Raw genomic sequence first — 20912 nt, 5'->3', positions numbered from 1 at the left:
AGTAAATCATTAATAAAGAGGGTTTAGTATGCCTTATAGAAACGGTGTAGCATATTATAGAGCTTATGGAGGTGGTGATAACACGGCATCGCAAGCTCGAAATCCGACAACTTCAAGACAGCTAAGTGAATCAACAAAACAGCTATTTAAGGCTATTAATGATGGAAACCTAGAAGATTTTAAAGAAGCTCTGGCAGAGGGTGCGGATGTTAATGCGTTTGATAAAGAAGGCATGACACCTTTGATGTCCATAGTTACTAATTTGTCTGCAGGCTCTGAAACAGAAAAAGAATATCAGAATATGATTAGGTTGCTCCTACTGCACCGGAGCATAGATGTTAATATTTCTGAACAAAATAATAACAATACAGTTTTGCATCTAGCAATGTGCTTTCAACAAAAGAAAACTTTACAACTCTTACTAAGTCATCCAAACATAAACACTTATCTAACCAATAAAAACCATCAAAATCCTGAGGAATGTGCTAGACAAAATCGTGCTGGGCATTTGATAATAGAAATACAAAAAGCACAGAAAGGAAAAGAATTATTAGCTGCTCTTTCTAGCGGAAATATTTGCCAAGCGAAAACACTATTGAATCAAGAGCTTCATCCTAATTGCTGGAGAAGAACCCAAGATGGAAGAATAAAAACACCACTTAGCTTAATTATTCGATTATGTTTACGAACGATAACAGAAGATGAAAAAGAAGTATTGACAAAACTTTTAAAACATAAAGACCTAGATTTTAGTTACGAGCAGTATGCACAATTAAAGCAAACAATTGAACAAGCTATTACAGAGCGATTAACCGGTACTATTAATAAAAAAGATTTAGATGATGTAAAAAAATTAGTAGAAGATAATGACTTCATGAATTATGCAATTATTATTGCTGCATGGAGAAATGTTAATAATCCAATCGAGTCTATTGTAAATTATCTAAATGAAAAATTTCCTGCAAATACATTACAACCTTTGGCAAGTACGAATGATATACCGGTAGGTTCTGAGCAAGTTATACAAGAACTTAAAGGTGAACTTGAAAGAACGAAAGCTCAACTCATAGAAAAAGAACGAGAGCTGGATAGGGTCGTACGCGAAAGAACGAGAGGCATTGACAAAATTTCACAGTTAGAAGAAGATTTAAGGCAGGAAAAATCGGCTCAAAAAACAAAAATCAATGATCTATAGCTCTTTTTACAATAATCCGAACAGACCGTAATATGCTACTGGCCTGCTATAGCCATAAACACATATCTTATCGCATTCGGACTATTATAAGAAAGGCTATAAATAGTGAAGTAACTCGACTTAATAGAATTATGTGTGGAAGAGCAAGCGACACTGTCGAAATTTCACGATTAAAAAGAGATTTGAAACAAGTAAGGGAAGAAAGAGATAGGCTTTTATCAGAAAATAGACTGCTCCGTAGTAATAAAAACGAAAAATCCTCGCAAGCAATTTCTTCTGGTAGAAAACTAAGCAACTACGCTTCTGCATGTTTTATATTGCTTGGAGTATATACTGTTGTTGCATGTTTAGTAATAGAAGATTATCCAGGGATAATAAGTGCTTTCTTTACAGCAGTTGCACTGGCTTTTTTTTTATTAGGATGTTGTAATTTATATAAAGCAAACACAATACTTAGTGATGTTGAAAGCACTCAGCTTGGTGGTTTAGAACGAAGTTAAAGTTTTGATTTCTTCTCCAGGCCCTGCTGAAAATTTTTGTACATGTTAAAAACATCTTGATAATTGAGGTGAGTGTAAATTTGAGTAGTTTCCAGGCTTGAGTGACCAAGCAGTTGTTGTATTGATCTTATGTCAATATCTTCCTGAAGCAAATGAGTAGCAAAACTATGGCGAAATGCATGTGGAGATAAAATTTCTGGTAAATTTAACATTCTCCTTATTTTTTGCAAACGATTGGCCACATAAGTTCTTCCCAATTTTTTTCCTCTTACTCCCAAAAAAAGATATTGTGCTTCATCATTAATGCCAAGATAAGGACAGGCTTTTACATATTCCTGTATACATTTTTTTACTACCGGAAGAATGAATACCTGCCTTTGTTTATCTCCCTTACCTGTTACTATTAAACTTTCATTGTTAATATCACTAACCCTAAGGTTCAACGCTTCACTGATTCTTAAGCCTGTACCATATAGCAGGACGATAATTGCAATTTCTCTTTTTATCACCCAAGGTTCGCCCAGGTCGGATAGTTTCATTTCTTTCAATAAAGTTTTTATATTAGGTATTGATAATGCTTTGGGCAGAGTTCTTCTCTGAATTGGCCTTGATAAGGAAAATACAGCTTCATTGTCTATATTGTGGTTATTTTTTATGTACTTGAAGAAATTTCTGATTACTGAGAGTGCTCGAGTGTTAGATCTTGCATTCACACCTCTTGCGTAACGAGAGGTAAGCCAACTTCTTAACTCAGGTATGCTTAAATTTTTCAGAGTACCAACATTTACTTCTCCACCAATGTGAGTATTTAGGAAACTTATAAGATCCTTCAAGTCCCTCATGTATGACTCTAAAGTGTTTGGTGAATAAGATCTGTTACACCTCAGCCACTCATACCATTTTTCAATGATTGAACCGAGGTCCACAATTATTTTTTAAAGAAAGCATCGATGCACGCATCTCGAAAGGCTTCATTTATATCAGGATGAGAGTGACAAATTCTGTATATATCCTCTGCTGCTGCACCATATGCCATTGCAACCGCTGCTTCGTTGATTAGCGTATCAGCGTATGCTCCTATGATATGCACACCTAGTATTGTATCTGCTCTGCTACAAGTCAGCACTTTCACGAATCCTTCAGCATCATCAGTGATTTTTGCTCTGCCGTTTGCAGCAAATTGACATTTACCAACTTTGTACTTACGGCCAGCATTTTTGAGTTCCTCTTCGGTTTTACCAATCGAAGAAACCGCAGGGTGAGTGTAAATGACAGATGGTATGATTCCATAATCAACGTGAGGTGACTGTCCTGCTATTATCTCTGCAACTGCCACTCCTTCTTCCTCTGCTTTATGAGCAAGCATTGCTCCACCGATCACATCACCAATAGCAAATATTCCTTTCACATTAGTTTCATATCTGTTGTTAACTTGAACGAAACCGCGATTATCTTTTTCTATTTTTTCATCAATACCAAGATTCTCAGTGCATGGTTTGCGTCCTGCTGCCACCAATACCTTATCCGCCTCTATAGTGTTTGTTTGATTATCTTTTACAGAGCAAACTTTCACACTCAAAGAATTACTACTTTGTTTTATCTCCTCAACTTTAGTGCTAAGTAAAAATTTTATTCCTTGTTTTTGTAGACTAGAAAGTAGAGACTTACTTAATTCTCCATCCATTGCTGCAGCGATTCTGTCAAAAAATTCTACTACAGTGACTTCAGACCCTAGCCTCCTCCATACAGAAGACATTTCAAGCCCTATTGCCCCAGCTCCGATTACGACAAGTTTTTTTGGTACTTCAGTTAAAGATAGTGCACCGGTGGAAGAAATAATGTCTTTCTCATCGATATTAATTTCTGGCAAAGAAATAACGTCAGAACCGGTTGCAATTACTATATTTTTTGTCTTCAGCACCTTACCTTCAACTGAAACTTCAAGATTACCTTGGTCAAAAGAAGCAAGCCCATTGATTTTAGTGATTTTGTGAAGGTTAAACAGATATTCTATACCTTTTCCAAGTTCCTGAACTCTGGCGTCCTTATAACCTAGCATTTCTTTTAAATCGAAACTTGCGTCCTTAATTTTTATGCCAAGCTTCGACAGATCATTTTTCGTGTGAGCATACTGATAGGAAGAATGGAGCAATGCTTTGGAGGGTATGCACCCAACTCTGAGGCATGTGCCACCAAAAATGCTATTTTTATCTATACAGGCAACTTTCAATCCAAGTTTTGCAGCAGCGATAGCACACTTATAGCCTCCTGGGCCACCACCTATAACAATTAAATCATAATCAGTCATAAAAAACAAACCTATTTTCTAAAGAATAAACACCTTTTCCCTCAGTTGTTACATATATCTTATTGCGAGTAAACACTGGAGTGTGAAACACATTACCAGGTACTTTTACTACCTTTCCTGCACTTTCAGATCCCGGAAAAGCAAACATTGAACTTTTATTGCTTGTCACCCACAGTGTATGGGCATGCATAATTGGAGCAAATAGTTGCGTATTTTCTATTAAATCAGATGCCCAGACTATTTCTCCATTTTTTATATCCAGGCCAATTATTTTATCATCTTTAGTAACTATAAAAATTCTTCCGCCTTCTTTTTGCTCCTTTGGAGGAATAAGAGGACTGTAATATGATTCAATGTCTGATACACTTTTTACTTGCAGTGACTTTGACCATAAAATATTTCCTGATTTTACGTCAATACCATAAATATAAGAATTATTTGTAGCTATTAAAGTATCGCCAAGCACTCTTGGTGTAGTAGTTACATCTGTGAGCTGTGTATCCAAAAGGTTTGTAGCCAATTTTTGGCTCCACAATTTTTTACCGTCTTCATTAAAAGCTATTAACTCACCATTTGAAAATGGTGCTATTATTTTATCATTAGAAATTGCTGGCGATATGGAATACAAACCTCGAACCTCATTGATGCCGTTTTGATAAGTCCAAACGAAGCTGCCATCTTTTATATCAAACACGTACAGATAATTATCAATAGTCAATACTACCAATTTATTGTTTATTACTGCTGCTTTCCCTCTTACTTGAGCTCTCAATTCTTTTTCCCACTGAATCTCGCCGGTTTTTGCATCTATTGTGTGTAGAACGTTATCCACTATAAAGAAAACGTTTCCTCTGTGACGCAATAGGCTCATGTTACTAATTTTTTTTCTGTGTGAGAGGTGTAATTTCCAATTCATAGCCTTTGAGTTATCAATATCAAAGGAATATAAAGCGCCGTGCTTGTCTGATAAAATAACGCTATTTTCTGTAAGCACTGGAGCTACATATCCTTGAGATAGTTTTTTATCCACTAGACTTATTCTCTCGCTTGCCATTGTGTAACTGCTACACAATAACATTATCATGACAATTATTACTTTCATTATTTATTGAAAACAAGATTCATTAATATACATCTTAAGAACCTTAATTACAACGGAAATGTTCTTGCTGCATGTTAAAAACGTTGATTTATGAACGAAATATTATATTATTATGTGAGATAATGTATACTCTTAGAGGTAGTACACCTCATCCACTATGCGGCAACGTGCATAGCTGTACGAACATTGAGATATAAAAGTAATTTATACCAAGAAGAAAGATGTCATCCAAATAGCCTCTTTTCCTGTCATCCCAGTGCTTGACACTGGGATGGCTCTGTTGCATCGCAACTGAAAAAATCTGGTGGCTACTGACAAAATTCATTATAAAATAGCCATTTAACCGCTTAAGGAAAAATATGCCACAAAAAATGAGAGTTAGTAACTGCCATGAATATAACAAATTTCTAGAAAAAAGAGGAAATATTTTTCGTTACATCGATAAAGCTATCGAAAATTGGTATGAAAATAGTCCAAAAATGCAGGGCGGCAACTATATTTATAGTGATAAAGTTGTGATTTTAGTGCATATAATCGTTAATCTTTTTAGAATTGGCTTAAGACAAACAGTCGGGTTTATAAAAGGATATTTGCAACAAATAGGAAGAGATTTGGCAGTTATCAGCTATTCGCAAGCTTCAAAAAAAACTTAATATTAAGATCAATGATTGCAGAAAATAATATGGAAGATATCGAAATTGCCATAGATAGCACAAGCATCAGCATTTATAACAACACACAGCAAGGAAAATAGCGCTGATAGAAAATATCGTGGCTATGAACAGACAAGAAAATTGCATGTAATGTTGAATATAAACAGCAAAAAAGCCATAGCTGCAAAATACAGTAACGGTCTGATCACTATGGAGCTTGCGATTTACTTAAAGACCCCAGTTATGGATTAACCAACACAGTAAGGCTTAGAAATAGAAGGCTTTTTTGACTGCATGGAATATGAAATTAATGTAGAAAAAATATGTACCAGAAAATTTATTGGCGATCTGTGCCGTGTATGTTCAAGCTCAAATTTATTTTTTAAACAACAAAAGACTGTCTCAATAATCGACCTTTTTCTCAATAAAGCCTTCTCTTTTAGTGAGATTAGTGCGTTTTTCATGCCTTTTTTCACTTTAGTGACAAGCTTTAAACCTCTATCGAAGAGTTCCTCAAAGAGCTCCTTCTTGATATAGCCTTTATCTCCGAACAAAAGTCCTGTCAGTCTTTTAGTTATAGTTGGCACAGGTATCAACGTTACCTTTGGTTAGAGTAAGTGATTGAATTTCTCCAATTTCGTTAATCACCAAGTGCAATTTAAAGCCAAAAAACCAACCATACGTGCTCTTACCAATTTCTGCTAAACCATCAAAAACTTTGTTCCTAGAGATCCTTTTCTTGTGGCAAATGGCAATCGTAGAAGTGTCAATGTAGGAAGTACCTGTCATTTTCGCTTGTTCGCAGAACCATTGAAGAAGTAATGCTAAATACCGTAAAACTCTCGGCTTTAAGGCAATAAATCTGTGATATGAAGGCATCTTTGAAAATTCTGATCTATAGAGTAACTTAAGGTAACAAAGATAAAAAGCCTTGAAGTTTTTACATGGCGATTGGTGGTATAACAGGATTATGGTTAGCATTTCTGAGTGCGCTATTTCTGGTACTCTGGTTGGTTTTTTGCCATTTGATAAGAACTTATTTGCAAAATTTTCATCTACTACACGACAAAAATCCTCGACGCAGCAGTAAAGTTCTGTAATATCTTTCTTCATGGGTAACCTCTTAAATTATTGTTAAAATACTTGAGTTTACCCTATTTCCCTCTTTATTAATTCTACTTTTATCTGTTTTCTAATCCATAACTGGGGTTTAAAGGAGTTAATTTTCAGCATGCCATAAAAGCACTATATGCAGACAGAGCATATGACAGACATAAACTCTATAAATTGTGTGATGAATGCGGCATAAAGACAAAAATTCCTCCAAAAAAACAATGCAGCAGAGCATCCAAAGTATGGCAGAGAGAAATGCTGCAATTAGACTAATAAAGTCATACAGCGAAGATGGAATGAAGAGGTGGAAAAGGCAAACAAACTACGGAAAAAGATCTTATGTAGAAAGTTTTTTCTCGCGACTGAAACAAACATTCGGGTTTAATTTTCGGAACAAATCAGAAATTAATCGTGGGAAGGAACTGCTACTCAAGTGTTATTTGCTTAATCAATTTACTGACATTGGTATGGCTAAATTTGAAATGGCTACATGAATTTATCGTAAATTACCACCGCATAGTTGTAACATTGTACCATATTACAATGTTCGTACAGTTGTGTGCGCGACCGGGGGTTTTATACTATTCTAGAAGTAACATACGGAAAAGGGGGGATTCGAACCCCCGACATATTTTCATATGTGCACGCTTTCCAAGCGTGTGCTTTAGACCACTCAGCCACCTTTCCATGCTTATTCATAATATTGAAAATTGTACTGCTAAACAATATAAAAACCTGGTATATAGGGTTCACCACGAAAATTCACAGTATTGTTAAACTTGCTTCTGCAAGTTGGAAATGTTTTATCGCAACCTGCGAGTATTGAATATTTATCTCCAGCAAAAATTTGGTATGGAGGCGAAGTAAACAACGTAACTACTTTATTTTTATATTCTTTTACTACACCTTCAAACGCTATTGAGCCAAAGAATTTTACTACTCCGTGCTTATAATATTCATCACTCTCAGTTAAATTCGTGTCTTCAAATCTTCTTTCATCTATTACTTTAGTGATTGTACTTATTTTACTAAATTTTTTAGTATCGGCTTTACATTTATCATCGCAAAATTGTGCTCTGCATGCAGGAGAGTATAATTCTGCTATGCTTCTCTCAAGCTTTGCTGAGAGCCCTCTAATTTCAGCAATAAATCTTCCACTACTTAATGTCACTTTACCAAAAATTCCTGAATGTAGATTCATTGTTCCCTGGGTCAAGTCTTTATAATTCACAAGAAATATCTCAATATTTGCAAAGTCGTACTTTCCTGATAAAACATCTTTTTTTTTGATATCAACACTATTTAATATTCCCTCAATTTCCAAATTATCAGTCTTTAAATCGCTGTTTAATATTATACTACTGGCTGTAAATCCACTTGAAGATTTATAGAGTATATTATCAATATTTAAGTCTTCATCATAGTCAGTGAATCCCATTACTTCTCCACCTGCAAGCGTTAATTTCCAGCACGTAGCAGTGGTAAGTAATTCTCCAGCTAAATGATTTTTTAGTGTGGTTTGCATAGGGGCCTCCTGCTTAATTGATTAAATTTGAAAGTAGCTATACGGCCAGTAGAATAAGGGCAGTGTGTTCTTTTCTCATCATCTAAGTAGCCATAAAGCGTCATTCCGGTGACCATAGGGTGTCATTCCAGTGCTTGACACTGGAATCCAGGAAATTTTGCTTGTAAGTAAGCAAACTGATTTGGTGAGCATAAAAAGTGGCTGATCTTATGCTGAATAAACGCTTTTGATGAAGTTGCATGGAAAGCTGGATCCCAGTGTCTGGGCACTGGGATGACATCCTTCTTGGTGGAGTGTCCTCAAATCACAATGTTCGTACAGTTGTGTGTCACGCACTGGGATGACAGGAGAGAGGACACCATATGTTTATTTGATCGACAAATAAACACTAACAGACAAGAATACACCACAGTTAACTGTGGTGTGTACTGGCTGGTTAGAAAGAAAACTTCACACCAGTAAGAAGGAGAATTCCTTGGTTAGAAGGTACATCAGCATCAGACTCATCTTTCAGCTTACCTGTTTCGTTAGTCATAAAATAATGGAGAGCTGCGTAAGGAACAAATTTGTTCTTACTGCATGCAGGAGACAGATCATATTGAACGCCAAGTGCACCATCATGAAGCATATCTTTGTCATTCATTCTGCTGCCAAAATACGTCAAACTTGTGTAGATATTCTCATGTTGATACCCAGCTCCTACAGTCCAATACATGGTATCTATACTATCTTTACCAAATTGAGCTTTCAGCCCTTCCACTCTTTTGCCATCAGTAGCATCTTTACTATCAATTTCCGTATAGGTATCACCAATTAATTTTTTAATACCCTTCGGTTGACCAGATTTGCCCAAGTATGCAAAAGAGGCAGCAAACTTTACGCCTTGATCTTCATTAATCTTATAATCAGCGCTTACACCAAAATTAACACCCATCAGGTCATTATACTCCACAAATTCCTTATAAAGATGCTTATCTTTACTTGGTTGCTTTGGAAAGCCATACTCACCAACTGCAGAAGTTTTAACTTTTACATTATATTTATCAAAGTCATATTCATATGATGCACCAGCACTTACTATGTGCTCATAGTCTGGACCGACATGCCTTATCTTATCTTTTACCTTACCGTTTTTCTCTTCTTTTTCTTTCACAATAAACAAGCTACTATCATAACGAGGTGCATAACTGATGCCAAACCTTGCGCCCATATAATTTGGTGAGTAGTAGGCAACTCTAAATGGCAGTGTAGTCATAACGCCTTTGTTATATTTCCCTGCCATGCGGAAAGAGAATTTTTCACTTTCACTCGAAAAACTTTCAGTGTAAAGACGTGGTGTTACATAAAATGGAAAGCTAGCAGCGCTTCCTTCTAAGTTCACTTTTCTGAACCAGTCACTATCTGCAGCTCCGTCAACAGTCGCAATTCTTGTTGCATCAAGCCTCATCAGAGCCTCAGGACCAAATTGGTAACCAAGCTTCACGTCACCATATTTTGAGTTAACAAACACATGCGCACTTCTGCCTTTTGCAGCATAAACACCCTGTGAAGCTCCCTTACCTTCGGTCACTGGAACATGAAACTGCACGTCAGCACCATAAAGAAGACCTAAATCTTCATTCTTATTTTCTGCTCTGAGGTGCAATATCGCGTCAGCAATCATACCCATATCGTTGCTGTAATCACCAATATTTCCTATTCCTTCATAGAATATTGGATTTGCTCCTCTTGTTATATCTGGAGTGGCATTATAATACTCTGTAGATCTGTTTGGCATAACGTTATAACGTTTATAATCTGCGCCACTTGGTCCAGGTTTGCCATAACCTTGAGCATCAACAACACCACCAAAAGTTATTCTTAAATTACTTTGCCCTTGATTGGTATCGATAATATCAACTCCACCAACTGAAACAACAGGACTTGCCTTACCTTTTTCCTCTGTATTTTTGTTAACAACTTTTATATCCTTCTTTACATCTTTAGCTTCAACTTTAGCATTCTTAGTTTTAGAACGCTTAGTTTTTGAAACTTTACCTTTTTCTATATTAGAATTCTTAGCGTTTAGAGCTTTCGCTTTTGAATCCTCTATAAGCTTTGCTTTTTTCTCATTTGCTAGCCTGATCTCCTCTTTTTTCTTCTGCTCGGCTGCTAATCTTAGCTCCTCTTTTTTCTTAAGCTCTTCAGCTTTTTTTCTTGGATCAGCATTACATATTCTGTCCATCTTTTCTTTCAGTTTTTTATTTGATGTTTTCATAACTTCCACTTTTCCAGAAGTTTTTGTGCTCTCTTGCTTTTTTATTTCCTTCATACTCTCATCAGGAAAGTCAGCTGCAAAACTGCTGAAAGAACATAAAGTTAATAAAGAAACTATAGCAGTTCTAGTATACATAGACTTTTTCATGAAGTGCCCCCAAAAAATTTCGAAATCATATCTTAAATGTAAATAGTATAAAAATGTTGAAAATTCAACTTAAAGCAACCTTATAACGAAAATAAAAGTAAAATGCAATACCTTAAAAGCAACTTTCTTAATATGCTCAACGTGTATATTAACCAAAATTTAGTACAGAGGTTCGCTTGTTAGTGCATTATAACTCGACTATTTATTCTATGGAAGTAAAATTTTTCCACCACAAGTTATTTGCCATTCTTCTTTAAATTTCTTTAGGTATTCTTTTTTTTCGCACTCTAAAAGCAGCTCTTCCACACTTTTGTTGTAGCTTTCAGTAGTAATCCTTCCCTGATGATGCATGAACCTTAAGTAAATCAAATAAGTGTTAATTACATCTGTTTCACAATAATCTCGAATCTCTTGTATCTTGCCGCTATCGTATAAGTCCATAACTTGTGACCCATCAACTCCAATCTTACCAGGAAGATTAAATGCTGCACAAACTTCGTTCATTTTTACTCTCGCAGAAGCTCCAAAATCAGAGAGGGATTCAAGTAAGTCACAATGCCAATCACTGCTATATCTCTGATTGTAACTATTCCACTTATCGCCAGCTTTATGAAAATATTCCGCTTGAATGCCATGGACCATAGCACGATACTTCAGCACTGGTATATCAAAAGTGCGTCCGTTGAACGAAACTAATCTTGGCTTTTTCTCTGATATGTAGTTAAAAAATCCTTTCACTAGCTCCTTTTCACTGGAATTTAGTGTGCCTCCAGATCTTATTTCTTGCAGTGTGAACACCTCATAACCGCTCTGGTAGCTTATATTGCAAAGTAAAAAACTAATAACTACAACAAGGTGAAAAGGCTGACGCAGAAAAGAGTTTTGCCCATTTGTTATTTCGAGATGATATTTTGTTAATGCATCCCTCTTCTCTTCTACACTACTATCATCACTAATATTGAGTAAATTTTTGCAGGAATTTACATCTGGTATAGTTTCAATATCAAATACCAATAAAGAATTAAGCATTGCCTATATACTCCTCCGGACGGTCGATCCAAGGTCGCACTTTCACAAATAAAAAGAGGTGTACCTTGCACTCAAATAATTTTTCTAGTTCAGCACGCGCTTCGATATTAATTTTTTTAATATTACTGCCATCTTTTCCTAGTACTATTTTTTTATGACTATCTTTCAACACAAATATGATCTGTTTGATGACTAAACTCTTATCTTTTTTTTCCTCAAATTGTTCAGTTATAACAGCTGTACAGTATGGCAATTCTTCACGCAAGTTCAAGAATAATTTTTCTCTCGTAATTTCTGCTGATAAAAAATTTGTCGAGGAATCGGTTATTTGATCTTCTTCATAAAACCAGGGGTTCACCGATGCAACTTCAGACAAGTAATTCATCAAATCAGAAAGTCCATCATTCTTTAATGCTGATATCATAAAAACCTTTTCAAATTTATAAAGCAAATTCAGATGCTCATGCGCCATCTTTAATTCAGGCCTTTTTACCAAATCAGTTTTATTGATAACCAAAATGCATCTGCCTTTTGTGCGCTGCAGCCGCATAAATATAGTCTTAATTCTTTCTATATTTTTCAAATAATTGCTTACATCAACAAGCAACAAAGTGATGTCACTATCCTTAACTGCCGACCATGCAGATTTGACTAAAGCTTTTTCAAGTTTTGTTTCTGCTGAGAAAATTCCTGGGGAGTCAGTAAAGACAATTTGTGTGTTGTTGCATGTTGCAACACCCCTTATTTGCGTCCTTGTTGTTTGCACTTTAGGGGTGACAATTGCAATTTTCTTGCCTATGATGCTGTTAATTAATGTAGACTTCCCAGCATTTGGTAAGCCAGCTATGGTTACAAATAAGCATTTTTGTTCTTTCACAAAGAAAATTATAAAGAAAACTGAATGCCCGCGTCAAGCTACTTATATGACAAGAAGGATGACAGAACCCTTTTTGGTTAGCATGCAAAAAGGAAAAAAACTTATTCTACAAATTAAAAATACAATATACTCAAAAACTTTTCAGAAAATCCATAGGAGGGTTTGCTAATGAAGGTTCTTGAGTTGACGCCATTGCCTGAACGACTGCTTGATTTAAGGGTAACGTTTTAACCATAAGGTCACTAACTCCTTAATATGTGTGTTCATAATTTGATTTTCCACGAAAGACATAATAGCAATAACCAGTGTAAGTTAAAATGATTGGTAAAAGCGGTATTATAACAATGAGCATTAAAGATAAACTTGGCCCAGAAGCGGCTGCATCCAGAATGGTATATTGAAAAGGTATAATCCATGGGTAGATACTAATTCCTAAACCTAAATATCCCATAAAAAAAATAGCAATACTGAGAAAGAATGGACGGTACTCCCGTTTAGTATTCTGAAGATCAAACCACAGCATGAAAAATAGCCAAGATGTGAGTAATGGAATAGAAAATAAATAATAAAAATTTGGCATGCTAAACCAAAAGTTTTTAATACGTTCATTTAAAAATGGTGTCACTACACTCACTAGTCCCATGAAAATACCTACAAAACCAAGCGTATAAGAAGCAACCTTGCGTGCCCATTCTTGTGTTATATTTTCTGTCTTCATTATGAGCCATGTAGAACCTAAAAGTGCATATCCAAATATCACAGCAATGCCTGTCATTACACTAAAAGCACTTGCCCAATCAAATTGGCCACCAGAAAAGTTGCGTCCGTTTACTTCTACACCATGTATAAATGCACCTAAAATCATGCCTTGGCAAAATGCAGCACCAAGTGACCCAAAATGAAAGGCATAATCCCATAATCGCCTGTATTTTCCTTCTGCCTTAAAACGAAACTCAAAGGATACTCCGCGCACTATAAGGCCAAGCAGCATAATAATGATTGGAATATAAAAAGCAGGCATTAATATTGAATATGCAAGAGGAAAAGCAGCAAACAACCCTCCACCACCCAATACCAACCATGTTTCGTTTCCATCCCAAAATGGTGCAATTGAGCTTATCATGTGATCACGGCATTTATCTGACGGTGCAAAAGGAAGTAAAATACCAATACCTAAATCAAACCCATCCATTAAAATATACAGTAAAACAGCTATGGCAATTAGTAATCCCCAGATTAGGGGTAAATTAATTAAGGAAGAAAAATCAAACATGATTGTTGTCCTTTCCAGATGTACCAGCATCAATCACTGAAGCTCCAATACCGTGTTTATAAAATTGCTCTTCTTCTTTAATGACAGGAATTCCTTTGTATATAAGTTTCAGAATATAGTAACTACCTGCTCCAAATATAAGGGTATACATAACGATAAATGCAATCAAAGACCATGCAACCTGAGGACCGGTAATCGCAGATGAAAATGATTCAATTGTGCGCATAATTCCATATACAGTTTAAGGTTGACGGCCAATTTCAGTAGTAAACCAACCTGCAAGTAACGCTATGAACCCAGACGGCATCATTGATATCCACCATCCATGTAAGAAACAACTTTGGAATAATTTGCCACGAAGATACTGTATAACACTTACTGACCCAATTATGATCATTAAAATTCCAACTCCAACCATTATACGGAAGGACCAGAATACCCATACTACAGGTGGTCTATCTTCTTTTTTCCATTCCTTTAATCCTTTTACTTCTCCTAAAAAATCATGTGTTAAGATCAAGCTGGCAAGATTAGGAATTTTTATCTCGTAGTGATTAATTTCATTTTGCTGATCCGGATAAGCAAATAAAAGTAAGCCAGCCCCTTTTTCGGTTTCCCATATACCTTCCATTGCAGCAATCTTAGCAGGTTGATGCTTTAGTGTATTTAATCCATGCCTATCTCCCATGAACAGCTGAAATGGTGCAGCTAAAGCTACCATAATGGTTGCCATACCAAGCATAATTCTTGCTTGAGGAGCATGTCGTTTTCTCCAAAGATAAAATGCTCCTACACCACCAACCACAAAAGCTGTTGTAAGATAGGCTGCTGTTACCATATGAATAAAGCGATAAGGGAAAGAAGGATTAAAAATAATCTCTAACCAATTGGTTGGATATAGGAGACCATTCTCACCAATCGTGAATCCAGCGGGTGTTTGCATCCAACTGTTGGCCGCAATAATCCAAAAAGCTGAAATAAGCGTTCCCACTGCAACAATACAAGTAGAAGCAAAGTCCATACGAGAACTTACTTTATTCCATCGAAATAGCATAATACTCAAAAAAGATGCCTCCAGAAAAAAGGCTGTTAAAACCTCAAAGGAAAATAGAGGGCCGAGAACATTGGCTATGCGGTCAGAAAAAATCGACCAATTGGTACCAAGTTGATATGACATTACAACTCCAGATACCACTCCCATGCCAAAAGCAACGGCAAAAATCTTGATCCAGAATTTATAAACATCACGGAAACGTGTATCACCAGTCTTAAGCCAACACCATTCCAAAAAGGCTAGAAAACTTGCAAGCCCGATCGTGAAAGCAGGAAATATAATGTGAAAGCCTATTGTGAAGGCAAACTGAATTCGAGCTAATAATAAAGGATCAAATTTAAACATTTTACCTAATACCCATATATTACAAATAATAGCCAAATCTGCCTATAATTCAATCCATTTTTTCACAAAATTGACCTTACCCAGAAAAAGTAGAGAGAAAGTTAAGACGTTTTTGTCATGAGAATAAATTGTGCAGGAATACAACTGTTCTCCCTTGTCATACCGTCACGGTATCTCTAGATCCCGCTAACACGTAGCGGAATGACGATTGTCAGGCCAGCGCCCCTATGATGTCATTCCAGTGCTCCTTTTTTTGTCATCCCAGTGTCTGGACACTGGGATCCAGGTTGCTCACAAGCAAACTAGCATAGAAAGTGGTTACAACGTTTTCGATGAGATTATATGGAAAACTGGATCCCAGTGTCAGCTACTCGGATGACATCATCCTTTTTTTGGGATTCCAGCGTCACGCGCTGGAATGAAACCTTCCGTATAAACATTAAGAAATTTACTAAGCGGAGAAAAAGGCAAAAGAAGCCCCGTGGTTGGCTAATTACTTACATTATACTTTCAAGTATGGCGTTTTTTTATTCTAAACGTTTAATAACCGCGATTCAGCTACTTTTAAACCGCAACTAATCTAAATTATAAACGTTAAGAAATTTACTAAACAGAAAAAAAGGCAAAAGAAACCCTAGGGTAGCTAGTTATTCACTATCCATTTTTTAAGTTGGCGTTTTTTTTATGTTTTAAACGCTTTATAAGCGCGTTTCAGCTTATGTAGGTAGAAATTTTATAAGACATAAGGTGCACATAGTGCAAAAAATTAAACATGAGACGCCAGATACGTGAGTTTTTTTGTCATTTAATCTGTACAGAGAAGATAAATAAATAGCTTCAGTTTCATGACGTCCAGTACAATGTTGCAAATTAAAAATCTCTCCATCCTGTGCTGGTTCTTCGATTCTAAACGCCACTTCTACCTGGTCATAACCAATCTGAATTCGTTCTACTAATGCTTTAATGATGCCACGCTTAGTTTGCCAATCTAGCTGTTCCAAATTAGATTTTACACTGGAATAAAGACTCTTTATACTGTTGATGATAAGGTTCATTCCCTTCTCTATTGCTTTTTGATCAACTACCTTTTTCTTCTCTTCTTCTATCCCTCTTAAGCGTTCCCTCATTCCTTTCATCGTCTGTTTAAATTCTTCCTCACTTATATATCCTTTATCTCCTACATTTTCTTGACTATAATAGTCTTCCATTAACTTTTCGATGCCTTGTTTTATTTGATTTTCCCTTCTTGCAAACTTCTTATCTGATGATTCATCATTTTTATTTTCTGCAATTCTACGGTGATACTCATTTTTTATTATCTCTGGGTTTTTTAGTAAATTTTTCACCTTTTCCCATATAGCTGTTTCTAACATATCTGTACGGACCAATTTATTAGTACACTTCTCCCTACCATCAGTAATACGTATAGTACTACTACAGCGATAATAGCTAAACTTTTTTCCTTCAACTCCACATTGTGCACCACTATACGCATATCCACAGTTTTGACACACAACTAGACCTTGTAATAGATATTTCTTTTTTCCTCCCTCTCTCTGCATCCTTGCTCTTTTTCTATTTTCATCCAGTTGCTTTTGTACTTTATTAAATAACCCTTCATCAACTATTTTTGGTACTGGTATATAAATCCAGCTGTCCTCATCTGTGCGACAGATAGAAACCTTTTGTTTATTTCTTTCTCTTCTTTCAACCCTCTTTAATTTACCAAACGCTGCTTGTCCTTTATATGCTGGATTTCTTAATACCTTCCAAATTATTATTGGACACCACACCTTCTTTCCAGTTCTTGTTCTAATTGACTTATCTCTTAGTCTACGTATCACTTCCCTTATACTTATTCTCTCTTGCCCTACCCACATGAATAGCTGCTTTACTATTTTTGCTTCCTCTTCATTTATTTCAAACTTTGTCTTTTCTCTATCTACATGCTTTATACGATTATAACCAAAAGGTGCAATGCCAATTACACTTACACAGCCTTTTTTTGCTCTATGGAGTTTTCCCCTACGACTACGTTCCATAATCTTTGTACACTCATATTCTGCCACTAATCCTTGCATTCCCAATAACAATTTAGACTCTGGATTATTTTCAGTCTTATGATTTAAGAATATTACTTCTACTCCTGCTTTTTCAAATTCATCAAGTAGTATCATTTGATGTGCAGATTTTCTTGATAGTCGGTCAGGTGAATGAATATAAATTTTATCAATTTGATCTTCTCCTACTTTATCACGTAATGCATCTAAACCTTCACGTTCTAAACTCCACCCACTAAGCCCATCATCCTTAAATTCATACTCATTCAATAACTCATGCTTATCTGCAGCAATTCTATGCTTGAGCTCGGCAATTTGACTCTCTATTGTATTGTTCTGCGCTTGACTCTTCGATGAAACTCTTGCATATAAGGCCACTGTTATCATTTTTCTTTATCTCCTTTTCATTGTTTCTTTTTACCGCATACCTTAGTAACAGCTCATAGGCGTCTGCTAGATGTTGTTCCGCTAATTCATCTGGCTCGTATCGGCAAGTTAATGTTCTTTTTCTCATAGTTTCTCCTGCAAATGTTTTTGTAGTGCAAGGAGCCTTACCACTCCTTTTTTCCATCAATCCATTTACTCTTATGAAAAAGACCAACTTTTATCAGCTACAGCCTTCAAATTTGGTCTAGCCCTTCCTTTACCAACTGCTGTTGCGCTTTCTGATACGACTCTTATTTTTTTAACAAACTTTCCATTTTCTCTGTTTCTTTCTTTAATACCTCGGCTATTTCTTTGCTATTTTTCGCATAATCCATCGCTGTTATTCCAAATTTATCTGCTTGCTCTATTTCAGCCCCTGCTTTTACTAGCTCCTCCACTATTTCTTTTTCTCCTACCATACATGCAAGATGCAGCGGAGTGCATTTATTGCCATACTCTTCAGCATTTACATTCCCTCCTGATTTTATCAATTCTCTAACTGTTTCTAGACGTTTCTCCGTTATCGCTAGATGCAGTGCTGTATGTCCTCTTACATCTGCTGCATTCACATCTACTCCTTTTTCGATTAATAACCTCACTGTTTTTACCTCTACTGCATAATGTAGAGCTGTTCTTCCTTTTTCGTCTCTTTCATAAATATTTTTAAACGAGTTCTCTAATAGTGACTTATCTTTTTTACCCAGCTTTACCATAACTTACCCCACCTTTTCTTTAAACCTAAGCCTTCCTTTTTACCACCTCATCTATCATTTCATTCACTTGGCTGATTATCTTGCTTGCTAAATTTTGACATTCTTTCTTTATTAGCGATTTGTCTCTCTTCCTTATTTCTTCTAAGAAACTCTTTCTGCTAGTAGCTCTTTTTTAATCAAGACACAACCAAATTCACTAGCTTTCTTGCTTAGAGTCTTCACTATTTTTTCCTTATATAACTTTTCATAGTAATCAATGCCCTTCTCTACATATTCCTGTCCATACTTTAGCATACTATAAAAAATGCACGCCAATTTCCTAGCCGTAGCGGTAATCGCTTTCGGTGCTCCTAGTCGTTTTTTTAACCTTCTGCAATATGCACCAATCCCACTGTTGCTTCTTGACACACACTGGGCAGCCATCCTAAAAGCATTTGCAGCACGAGCAATAACTTTGCGAGTTCTCGTCCCAAATACTTTTTCCCCTGTAACTTTATTAGCAGGACTTAGCCCCAACCAAGAAGTAAAGTGCTTCTCTGATGGCCATTTATCGTGGTTCAAACCAACTTCTGAGATAATTGTTTGTATAGTTAGCACATCAAGCCCAGGAACTTTAGTAAAATCAATACCGGTTACTCTATACAGTTCTTCGTGTAAAGGAAAGTCTGGTCTGTTTTTTGAAAACCTATTCTTTATTTTGCTGCATCGCTTATTCTCGTCAGATTTTGTTTCAAATGTTTTGTAATATTGTTCGATGCTTTTGTCGCATTCTGCTATTTTTTCCTGATAAATATTATACAATTCAAATTCTTGCTTTAACACAAATAAGAGTTCCTTTCTGTAGTCGCCTTTTAGCGCTTTTGCCATGGTAGATCTATCATTTCTTATCCGTACATCTCTCAATTCTGATAATTTTTCAGGATTCCTTTCACCTTCAATTATTGCTTTGATAATTTGCATACCGGTCACTCCAGTAATATCACTTATGACTTTGTGTAATTGAACGTTCATTTGAATTAACGCTTTTTGCATACGTAGAATATGTGTGGATGCACTTTCAATCAGGTTGCTACGTTGCCTAACGTAATTACGCAACACACACATTTGATCATCAGGTCTAAACGACCCATGGAGTAATCCATAGCTGTGTAATTGTTGTAACCATTGACAGTCTTGAACGTCGGATTTTCTACCAGGCACGTTCTTAATATATCGTGCATTTACCAATTTTACCTCAAATCCATATGACTCAAGTATTTGAAACAAAGGAATCCAATATACTCCTGTTGATTCCATAGCTACTGTTCTAACTTTACATTTCTTTAACCACCCTGCTAAGTTATGAAGATCAACTGTAAAGCATCCAAATTTTTTGACACGTTGTTCATCTCTTCCTTCAGGTACACATACATAATGTACAGCTGAGCCGATATCAATTCCTGCTGTATCAGGATTCACTATTTCTAGTTTACTTTTTGCCTTTATCATGGTAATTATCCTACTATAACTTATAATGGAGAAGCACTTAAGCTTGGGACGGTTAGATTATACAATCTTCTAATCGAGGTAGTCATAATAGACTCCATCAGTGGTTTAACCGTTCCTCCAAAACCACGCTCCTAAACGGGCACTTAAGCACCATTGATCAGTCGGTTATAACTGCAGAAGTACTTCTTGATAAATTATATATAAAAATTGCTATGGAAGTGAAGAAATAGTTTCTTTCCGGTTTAACAAGATTTTTTTCTTGTTCGACGCTCCTAACAAACAACGCCGCAATTCAGGGGATAGTGGTATCAGTGATATTAGTAGCAGCACTTCTGATGATGAGGATAGAACAATAAAAGATAAAATGATGGAAAATGTTAAGCAGGATAACCATCAAAAAAGCTTTGATTTACATAAAGTACAAGCAACTGATGAATTAGAAACCGTAAAATTTCTCAAAACGCTAAGCAAGAAAGAAAGAGAAAAACTTGGTTTTTCTCCTAAACAGCAAAATAACCAAAAGGTTGAGACTAGCAAAAAAACTTATAATCCACTTGATTGGAATCCAATCTATCAAGGTAAAAAGCTCTTTAGCTTAGGCAATATGTCGAGTAATTCGTCTTCATGTAGTGAAAAAAGCAATATTTCAGATGTAAGCGATAAGTCTAATAATTCAAACATTGTTAGATGTAATATTACTAGGAGTAACAGTAAGGAAGACCTTCGTAAACCTGATGCTTCACATAATGACAAATCTGCAGGTAAAAAATTATCTAATGTCAATGTAAGCGAATTAATCAGAAAGTTTGAACAAGGTAATGAAATAATAAAAGGGCGTTAATCACAT

General features: G+C 35.9%; 18 protein-coding genes, 1 tRNA gene and 3 pseudogenes. 6 read left to right on the top strand and 16 right to left on the bottom strand.

The window, feature by feature from the left end; all coding sequences use genetic code 11:
- Positions 1–28: 28 nt before the first annotated feature.
- Positions 29–1195: an ankyrin repeat domain-containing protein gene (locus AAGD79_RS05810; protein ID WP_341811285.1), complete on the top strand. Its 1167-nt coding sequence runs from the start codon at positions 29–31 to the stop codon at positions 1193–1195.
- A gap of 32 nt (positions 1196–1227) precedes the next feature.
- On the top strand, positions 1228–1695 hold the full coding sequence (locus AAGD79_RS05805) for a hypothetical protein (RefSeq protein ID WP_341811284.1): 468 nt from the start codon (positions 1228–1230) through the stop codon (positions 1693–1695).
- Here the strand turns inward: AAGD79_RS05805 and AAGD79_RS05800 are convergent.
- The 3 genes from AAGD79_RS05800 to AAGD79_RS05790 are packed head-to-tail and all read right to left on the bottom strand — an operon-like array spanning position 1692 to position 5105.
- Positions 1692–2621, bottom strand: a complete 930-nt coding sequence (locus AAGD79_RS05800) for a tyrosine recombinase XerC (protein ID WP_341811283.1) — start codon at positions 2619–2621, stop codon at positions 1692–1694. The two genes, AAGD79_RS05805 and AAGD79_RS05800, sit on opposite strands and share 4 nt — an antisense overlap.
- 2 nt (positions 2622–2623) lie before the next feature.
- Positions 2624–4003 (bottom strand): dihydrolipoyl dehydrogenase, encoded by a 1380-nt coding sequence (gene lpdA, locus AAGD79_RS05795; protein WP_341811282.1) that lies wholly within the window; start codon positions 4001–4003, stop codon positions 2624–2626.
- Positions 3996–5105: a PQQ-binding-like beta-propeller repeat protein gene (locus tag AAGD79_RS05790; RefSeq protein WP_341811281.1), complete on the bottom strand. Its 1110-nt coding sequence runs from the start codon at positions 5103–5105 to the stop codon at positions 3996–3998. The genes lpdA and AAGD79_RS05790 overlap by 8 nt, the downstream gene beginning before the upstream one ends.
- A 359-nt stretch (positions 5106–5464) precedes the next feature.
- On the opposite strand from AAGD79_RS05790, the gene AAGD79_RS05785 reads away from it, so the two are divergent.
- On the top strand, positions 5465–5758 hold the full coding sequence (locus AAGD79_RS05785; protein WP_080717625.1) for a transposase: 294 nt from the start codon (positions 5465–5467) through the stop codon (positions 5756–5758).
- A 248-nt stretch (positions 5759–6006) separates the two neighbouring features.
- Here the strand turns inward: AAGD79_RS05785 and AAGD79_RS05780 are convergent.
- Positions 6007–6871 (bottom strand): annotated as a pseudogene (locus AAGD79_RS05780) (IS982 family transposase).
- A gap of 242 nt (positions 6872–7113) precedes the next feature.
- On the opposite strand from AAGD79_RS05780, the gene AAGD79_RS05775 reads away from it, so the two are divergent.
- The gene (locus tag AAGD79_RS05775) at positions 7114–7365 is read left to right on the top strand and encodes a hypothetical protein (RefSeq protein ID WP_022626339.1); all 252 of its coding nucleotides are present in this window, start codon (positions 7114–7116) and stop codon (positions 7363–7365) included.
- Positions 7366–7471: 106 nt separating this feature from the next.
- Here the strand turns inward: AAGD79_RS05775 and AAGD79_RS05770 are convergent.
- From AAGD79_RS05770 to AAGD79_RS05740, 7 genes and pseudogenes are all read right to left on the bottom strand, one after another.
- Positions 7472–7558: transfer RNA gene (locus AAGD79_RS05770), tRNA-Ser, on the bottom strand.
- A 31-nt stretch (positions 7559–7589) separates the two neighbouring features.
- The gene (locus AAGD79_RS05765; protein WP_341811280.1) at positions 7590–8396 is read right to left on the bottom strand and encodes a DUF2163 domain-containing protein; all 807 of its coding nucleotides are present in this window, start codon (positions 8394–8396) and stop codon (positions 7590–7592) included.
- A 436-nt stretch (positions 8397–8832) separates the two neighbouring features.
- A complete protein-coding gene (locus tag AAGD79_RS05760; protein ID WP_341811279.1) occupies positions 8833–10800 on the bottom strand; it encodes a porin in 1968 nt (655 codons plus the stop codon).
- A gap of 207 nt (positions 10801–11007) precedes the next feature.
- Positions 11008–11829 carry a 3'-5' exonuclease gene (locus tag AAGD79_RS05755; RefSeq protein ID WP_006279435.1) on the bottom strand — a complete coding sequence of 274 codons (822 nt, stop codon included), beginning with the start codon at positions 11827–11829 and terminating at the stop codon, positions 11008–11010.
- Positions 11822–12706, bottom strand: a complete 885-nt coding sequence (era, locus tag AAGD79_RS05750; RefSeq protein WP_341811278.1) for a GTPase Era — start codon at positions 12704–12706, stop codon at positions 11822–11824. The genes AAGD79_RS05755 and era overlap by 8 nt, the downstream gene beginning before the upstream one ends.
- Positions 12707–12956: 250 nt before the next feature.
- A complete protein-coding gene (gene cydB / locus AAGD79_RS05745; RefSeq protein ID WP_010962802.1) occupies positions 12957–13979 on the bottom strand; it encodes a cytochrome d ubiquinol oxidase subunit II in 1023 nt (340 codons plus the stop codon).
- Positions 13972–15378 (bottom strand): annotated as a pseudogene (locus tag AAGD79_RS05740) (cytochrome ubiquinol oxidase subunit I). The gene cydB and the pseudogene AAGD79_RS05740 overlap by 8 nt, the downstream one beginning before the upstream one ends.
- Positions 15379–15619: 241 nt before the next feature.
- Between AAGD79_RS05740 and AAGD79_RS05735 the strand changes: the two are divergent.
- A complete protein-coding gene (locus tag AAGD79_RS05735; RefSeq protein WP_213863598.1) occupies positions 15620–15757 on the top strand; it encodes a hypothetical protein in 138 nt (45 codons plus the stop codon).
- Between the two features lie 337 nt (positions 15758–16094).
- On the opposite strand, the gene AAGD79_RS05730 is transcribed toward AAGD79_RS05735, so the two are convergent.
- The 5 genes and pseudogenes from AAGD79_RS05730 to AAGD79_RS05710 all read right to left on the bottom strand — a co-directional run bounded on the left by AAGD79_RS05730 (position 16095) and on the right by AAGD79_RS05710 (position 20065).
- Positions 16095–17825, bottom strand: coding sequence for a recombinase family protein (locus AAGD79_RS05730; protein WP_341811277.1), 1731 nt, complete (start codon positions 17823–17825; stop codon positions 16095–16097).
- Positions 17734–18009 (bottom strand): hypothetical protein, encoded by a 276-nt coding sequence (locus AAGD79_RS05725; RefSeq protein ID WP_017532679.1) that lies wholly within the window; start codon positions 18007–18009, stop codon positions 17734–17736. Before AAGD79_RS05725 ends, AAGD79_RS05730 begins: the two co-directional genes overlap by 92 nt.
- 106 nt (positions 18010–18115) lie before the next feature.
- Positions 18116–18577 (bottom strand): ankyrin repeat domain-containing protein, encoded by a 462-nt coding sequence (locus AAGD79_RS05720; RefSeq protein WP_236514967.1) that lies wholly within the window; start codon positions 18575–18577, stop codon positions 18116–18118.
- A 25-nt stretch (positions 18578–18602) separates the two neighbouring features.
- Positions 18603–18716 (bottom strand): annotated as a pseudogene (locus AAGD79_RS05715) (ankyrin repeat domain-containing protein); the annotation flags it as partial.
- A gap of 2 nt (positions 18717–18718) precedes the next feature.
- On the bottom strand, positions 18719–20065 hold the full coding sequence (locus AAGD79_RS05710) for an IS110 family transposase (protein WP_341811129.1): 1347 nt from the start codon (positions 20063–20065) through the stop codon (positions 18719–18721).
- A gap of 259 nt (positions 20066–20324) precedes the next feature.
- Between AAGD79_RS05710 and AAGD79_RS05705 the strand changes: the two genes are divergently transcribed.
- On the top strand, positions 20325–20906 hold the full coding sequence (locus AAGD79_RS05705; protein ID WP_341811276.1) for a hypothetical protein: 582 nt from the start codon (positions 20325–20327) through the stop codon (positions 20904–20906).
- Positions 20907–20912: the final 6 nt, after the last annotated feature.

This window comes from Wolbachia endosymbiont (group A) of Oxytorus armatus, from assembly GCF_964027005.1.
GTDB classification, from domain to species: domain Bacteria; phylum Pseudomonadota; class Alphaproteobacteria; order Rickettsiales; family Anaplasmataceae; genus Wolbachia; species Wolbachia pipientis.
The sequence above is the reverse complement of the archived record's forward strand: the minus strand, read 5'-3'. Positions and strand labels throughout refer to the sequence as shown.

Bases quoted from the DNA above. Each gene is read 5' to 3' on its own strand.
- AAGD79_RS05810 (WP_341811285.1), top strand. From the start codon at position 29: ATGCCTTATAGAAACGGTGTAGCATATTATAGAGCTTATGGAGGTGGT.
- AAGD79_RS05805 (WP_341811284.1), top strand. From the start codon at position 1,228: ATGCTACTGGCCTGCTATAGCCATAAACACATATCTTATCGCATTCGG.
- lpdA (WP_341811282.1), bottom strand. From the start codon at position 4,003: ATGACTGATTATGATTTAATTGTTATAGGTGGTGGCCCAGGAGGCTAT.
- AAGD79_RS05790 (WP_341811281.1), bottom strand. From the start codon at position 5,105: ATGAAAGTAATAATTGTCATGATAATGTTATTGTGTAGCAGTTACACA.
- AAGD79_RS05785 (WP_080717625.1), top strand. From the start codon at position 5,465: ATGCCACAAAAAATGAGAGTTAGTAACTGCCATGAATATAACAAATTT.
- AAGD79_RS05775 (WP_022626339.1), top strand. From the start codon at position 7,114: ATGGCAGAGAGAAATGCTGCAATTAGACTAATAAAGTCATACAGCGAA.
- AAGD79_RS05765 (WP_341811280.1), bottom strand. From the start codon at position 8,396: ATGCAAACCACACTAAAAAATCATTTAGCTGGAGAATTACTTACCACT.
- AAGD79_RS05760 (WP_341811279.1), bottom strand. From the start codon at position 10,800: ATGAAAAAGTCTATGTATACTAGAACTGCTATAGTTTCTTTATTAACT.
- AAGD79_RS05755 (WP_006279435.1), bottom strand. From the start codon at position 11,829: ATGCTTAATTCTTTATTGGTATTTGATATTGAAACTATACCAGATGTA.
- cydB (WP_010962802.1), bottom strand. From the start codon at position 13,979: ATGTTTGATTTTTCTTCCTTAATTAATTTACCCCTAATCTGGGGATTA.
- AAGD79_RS05730 (WP_341811277.1), bottom strand. From the start codon at position 17,825: ATGATAACAGTGGCCTTATATGCAAGAGTTTCATCGAAGAGTCAAGCG.
- AAGD79_RS05725 (WP_017532679.1), bottom strand. From the start codon at position 18,009: ATGGAAAAAAGGAGTGGTAAGGCTCCTTGCACTACAAAAACATTTGCA.
- AAGD79_RS05720 (WP_236514967.1), bottom strand. From the start codon at position 18,577: ATGGTAAAGCTGGGTAAAAAAGATAAGTCACTATTAGAGAACTCGTTT.
- AAGD79_RS05710 (WP_341811129.1), bottom strand. From the start codon at position 20,065: ATGATAAAGGCAAAAAGTAAACTAGAAATAGTGAATCCTGATACAGCA.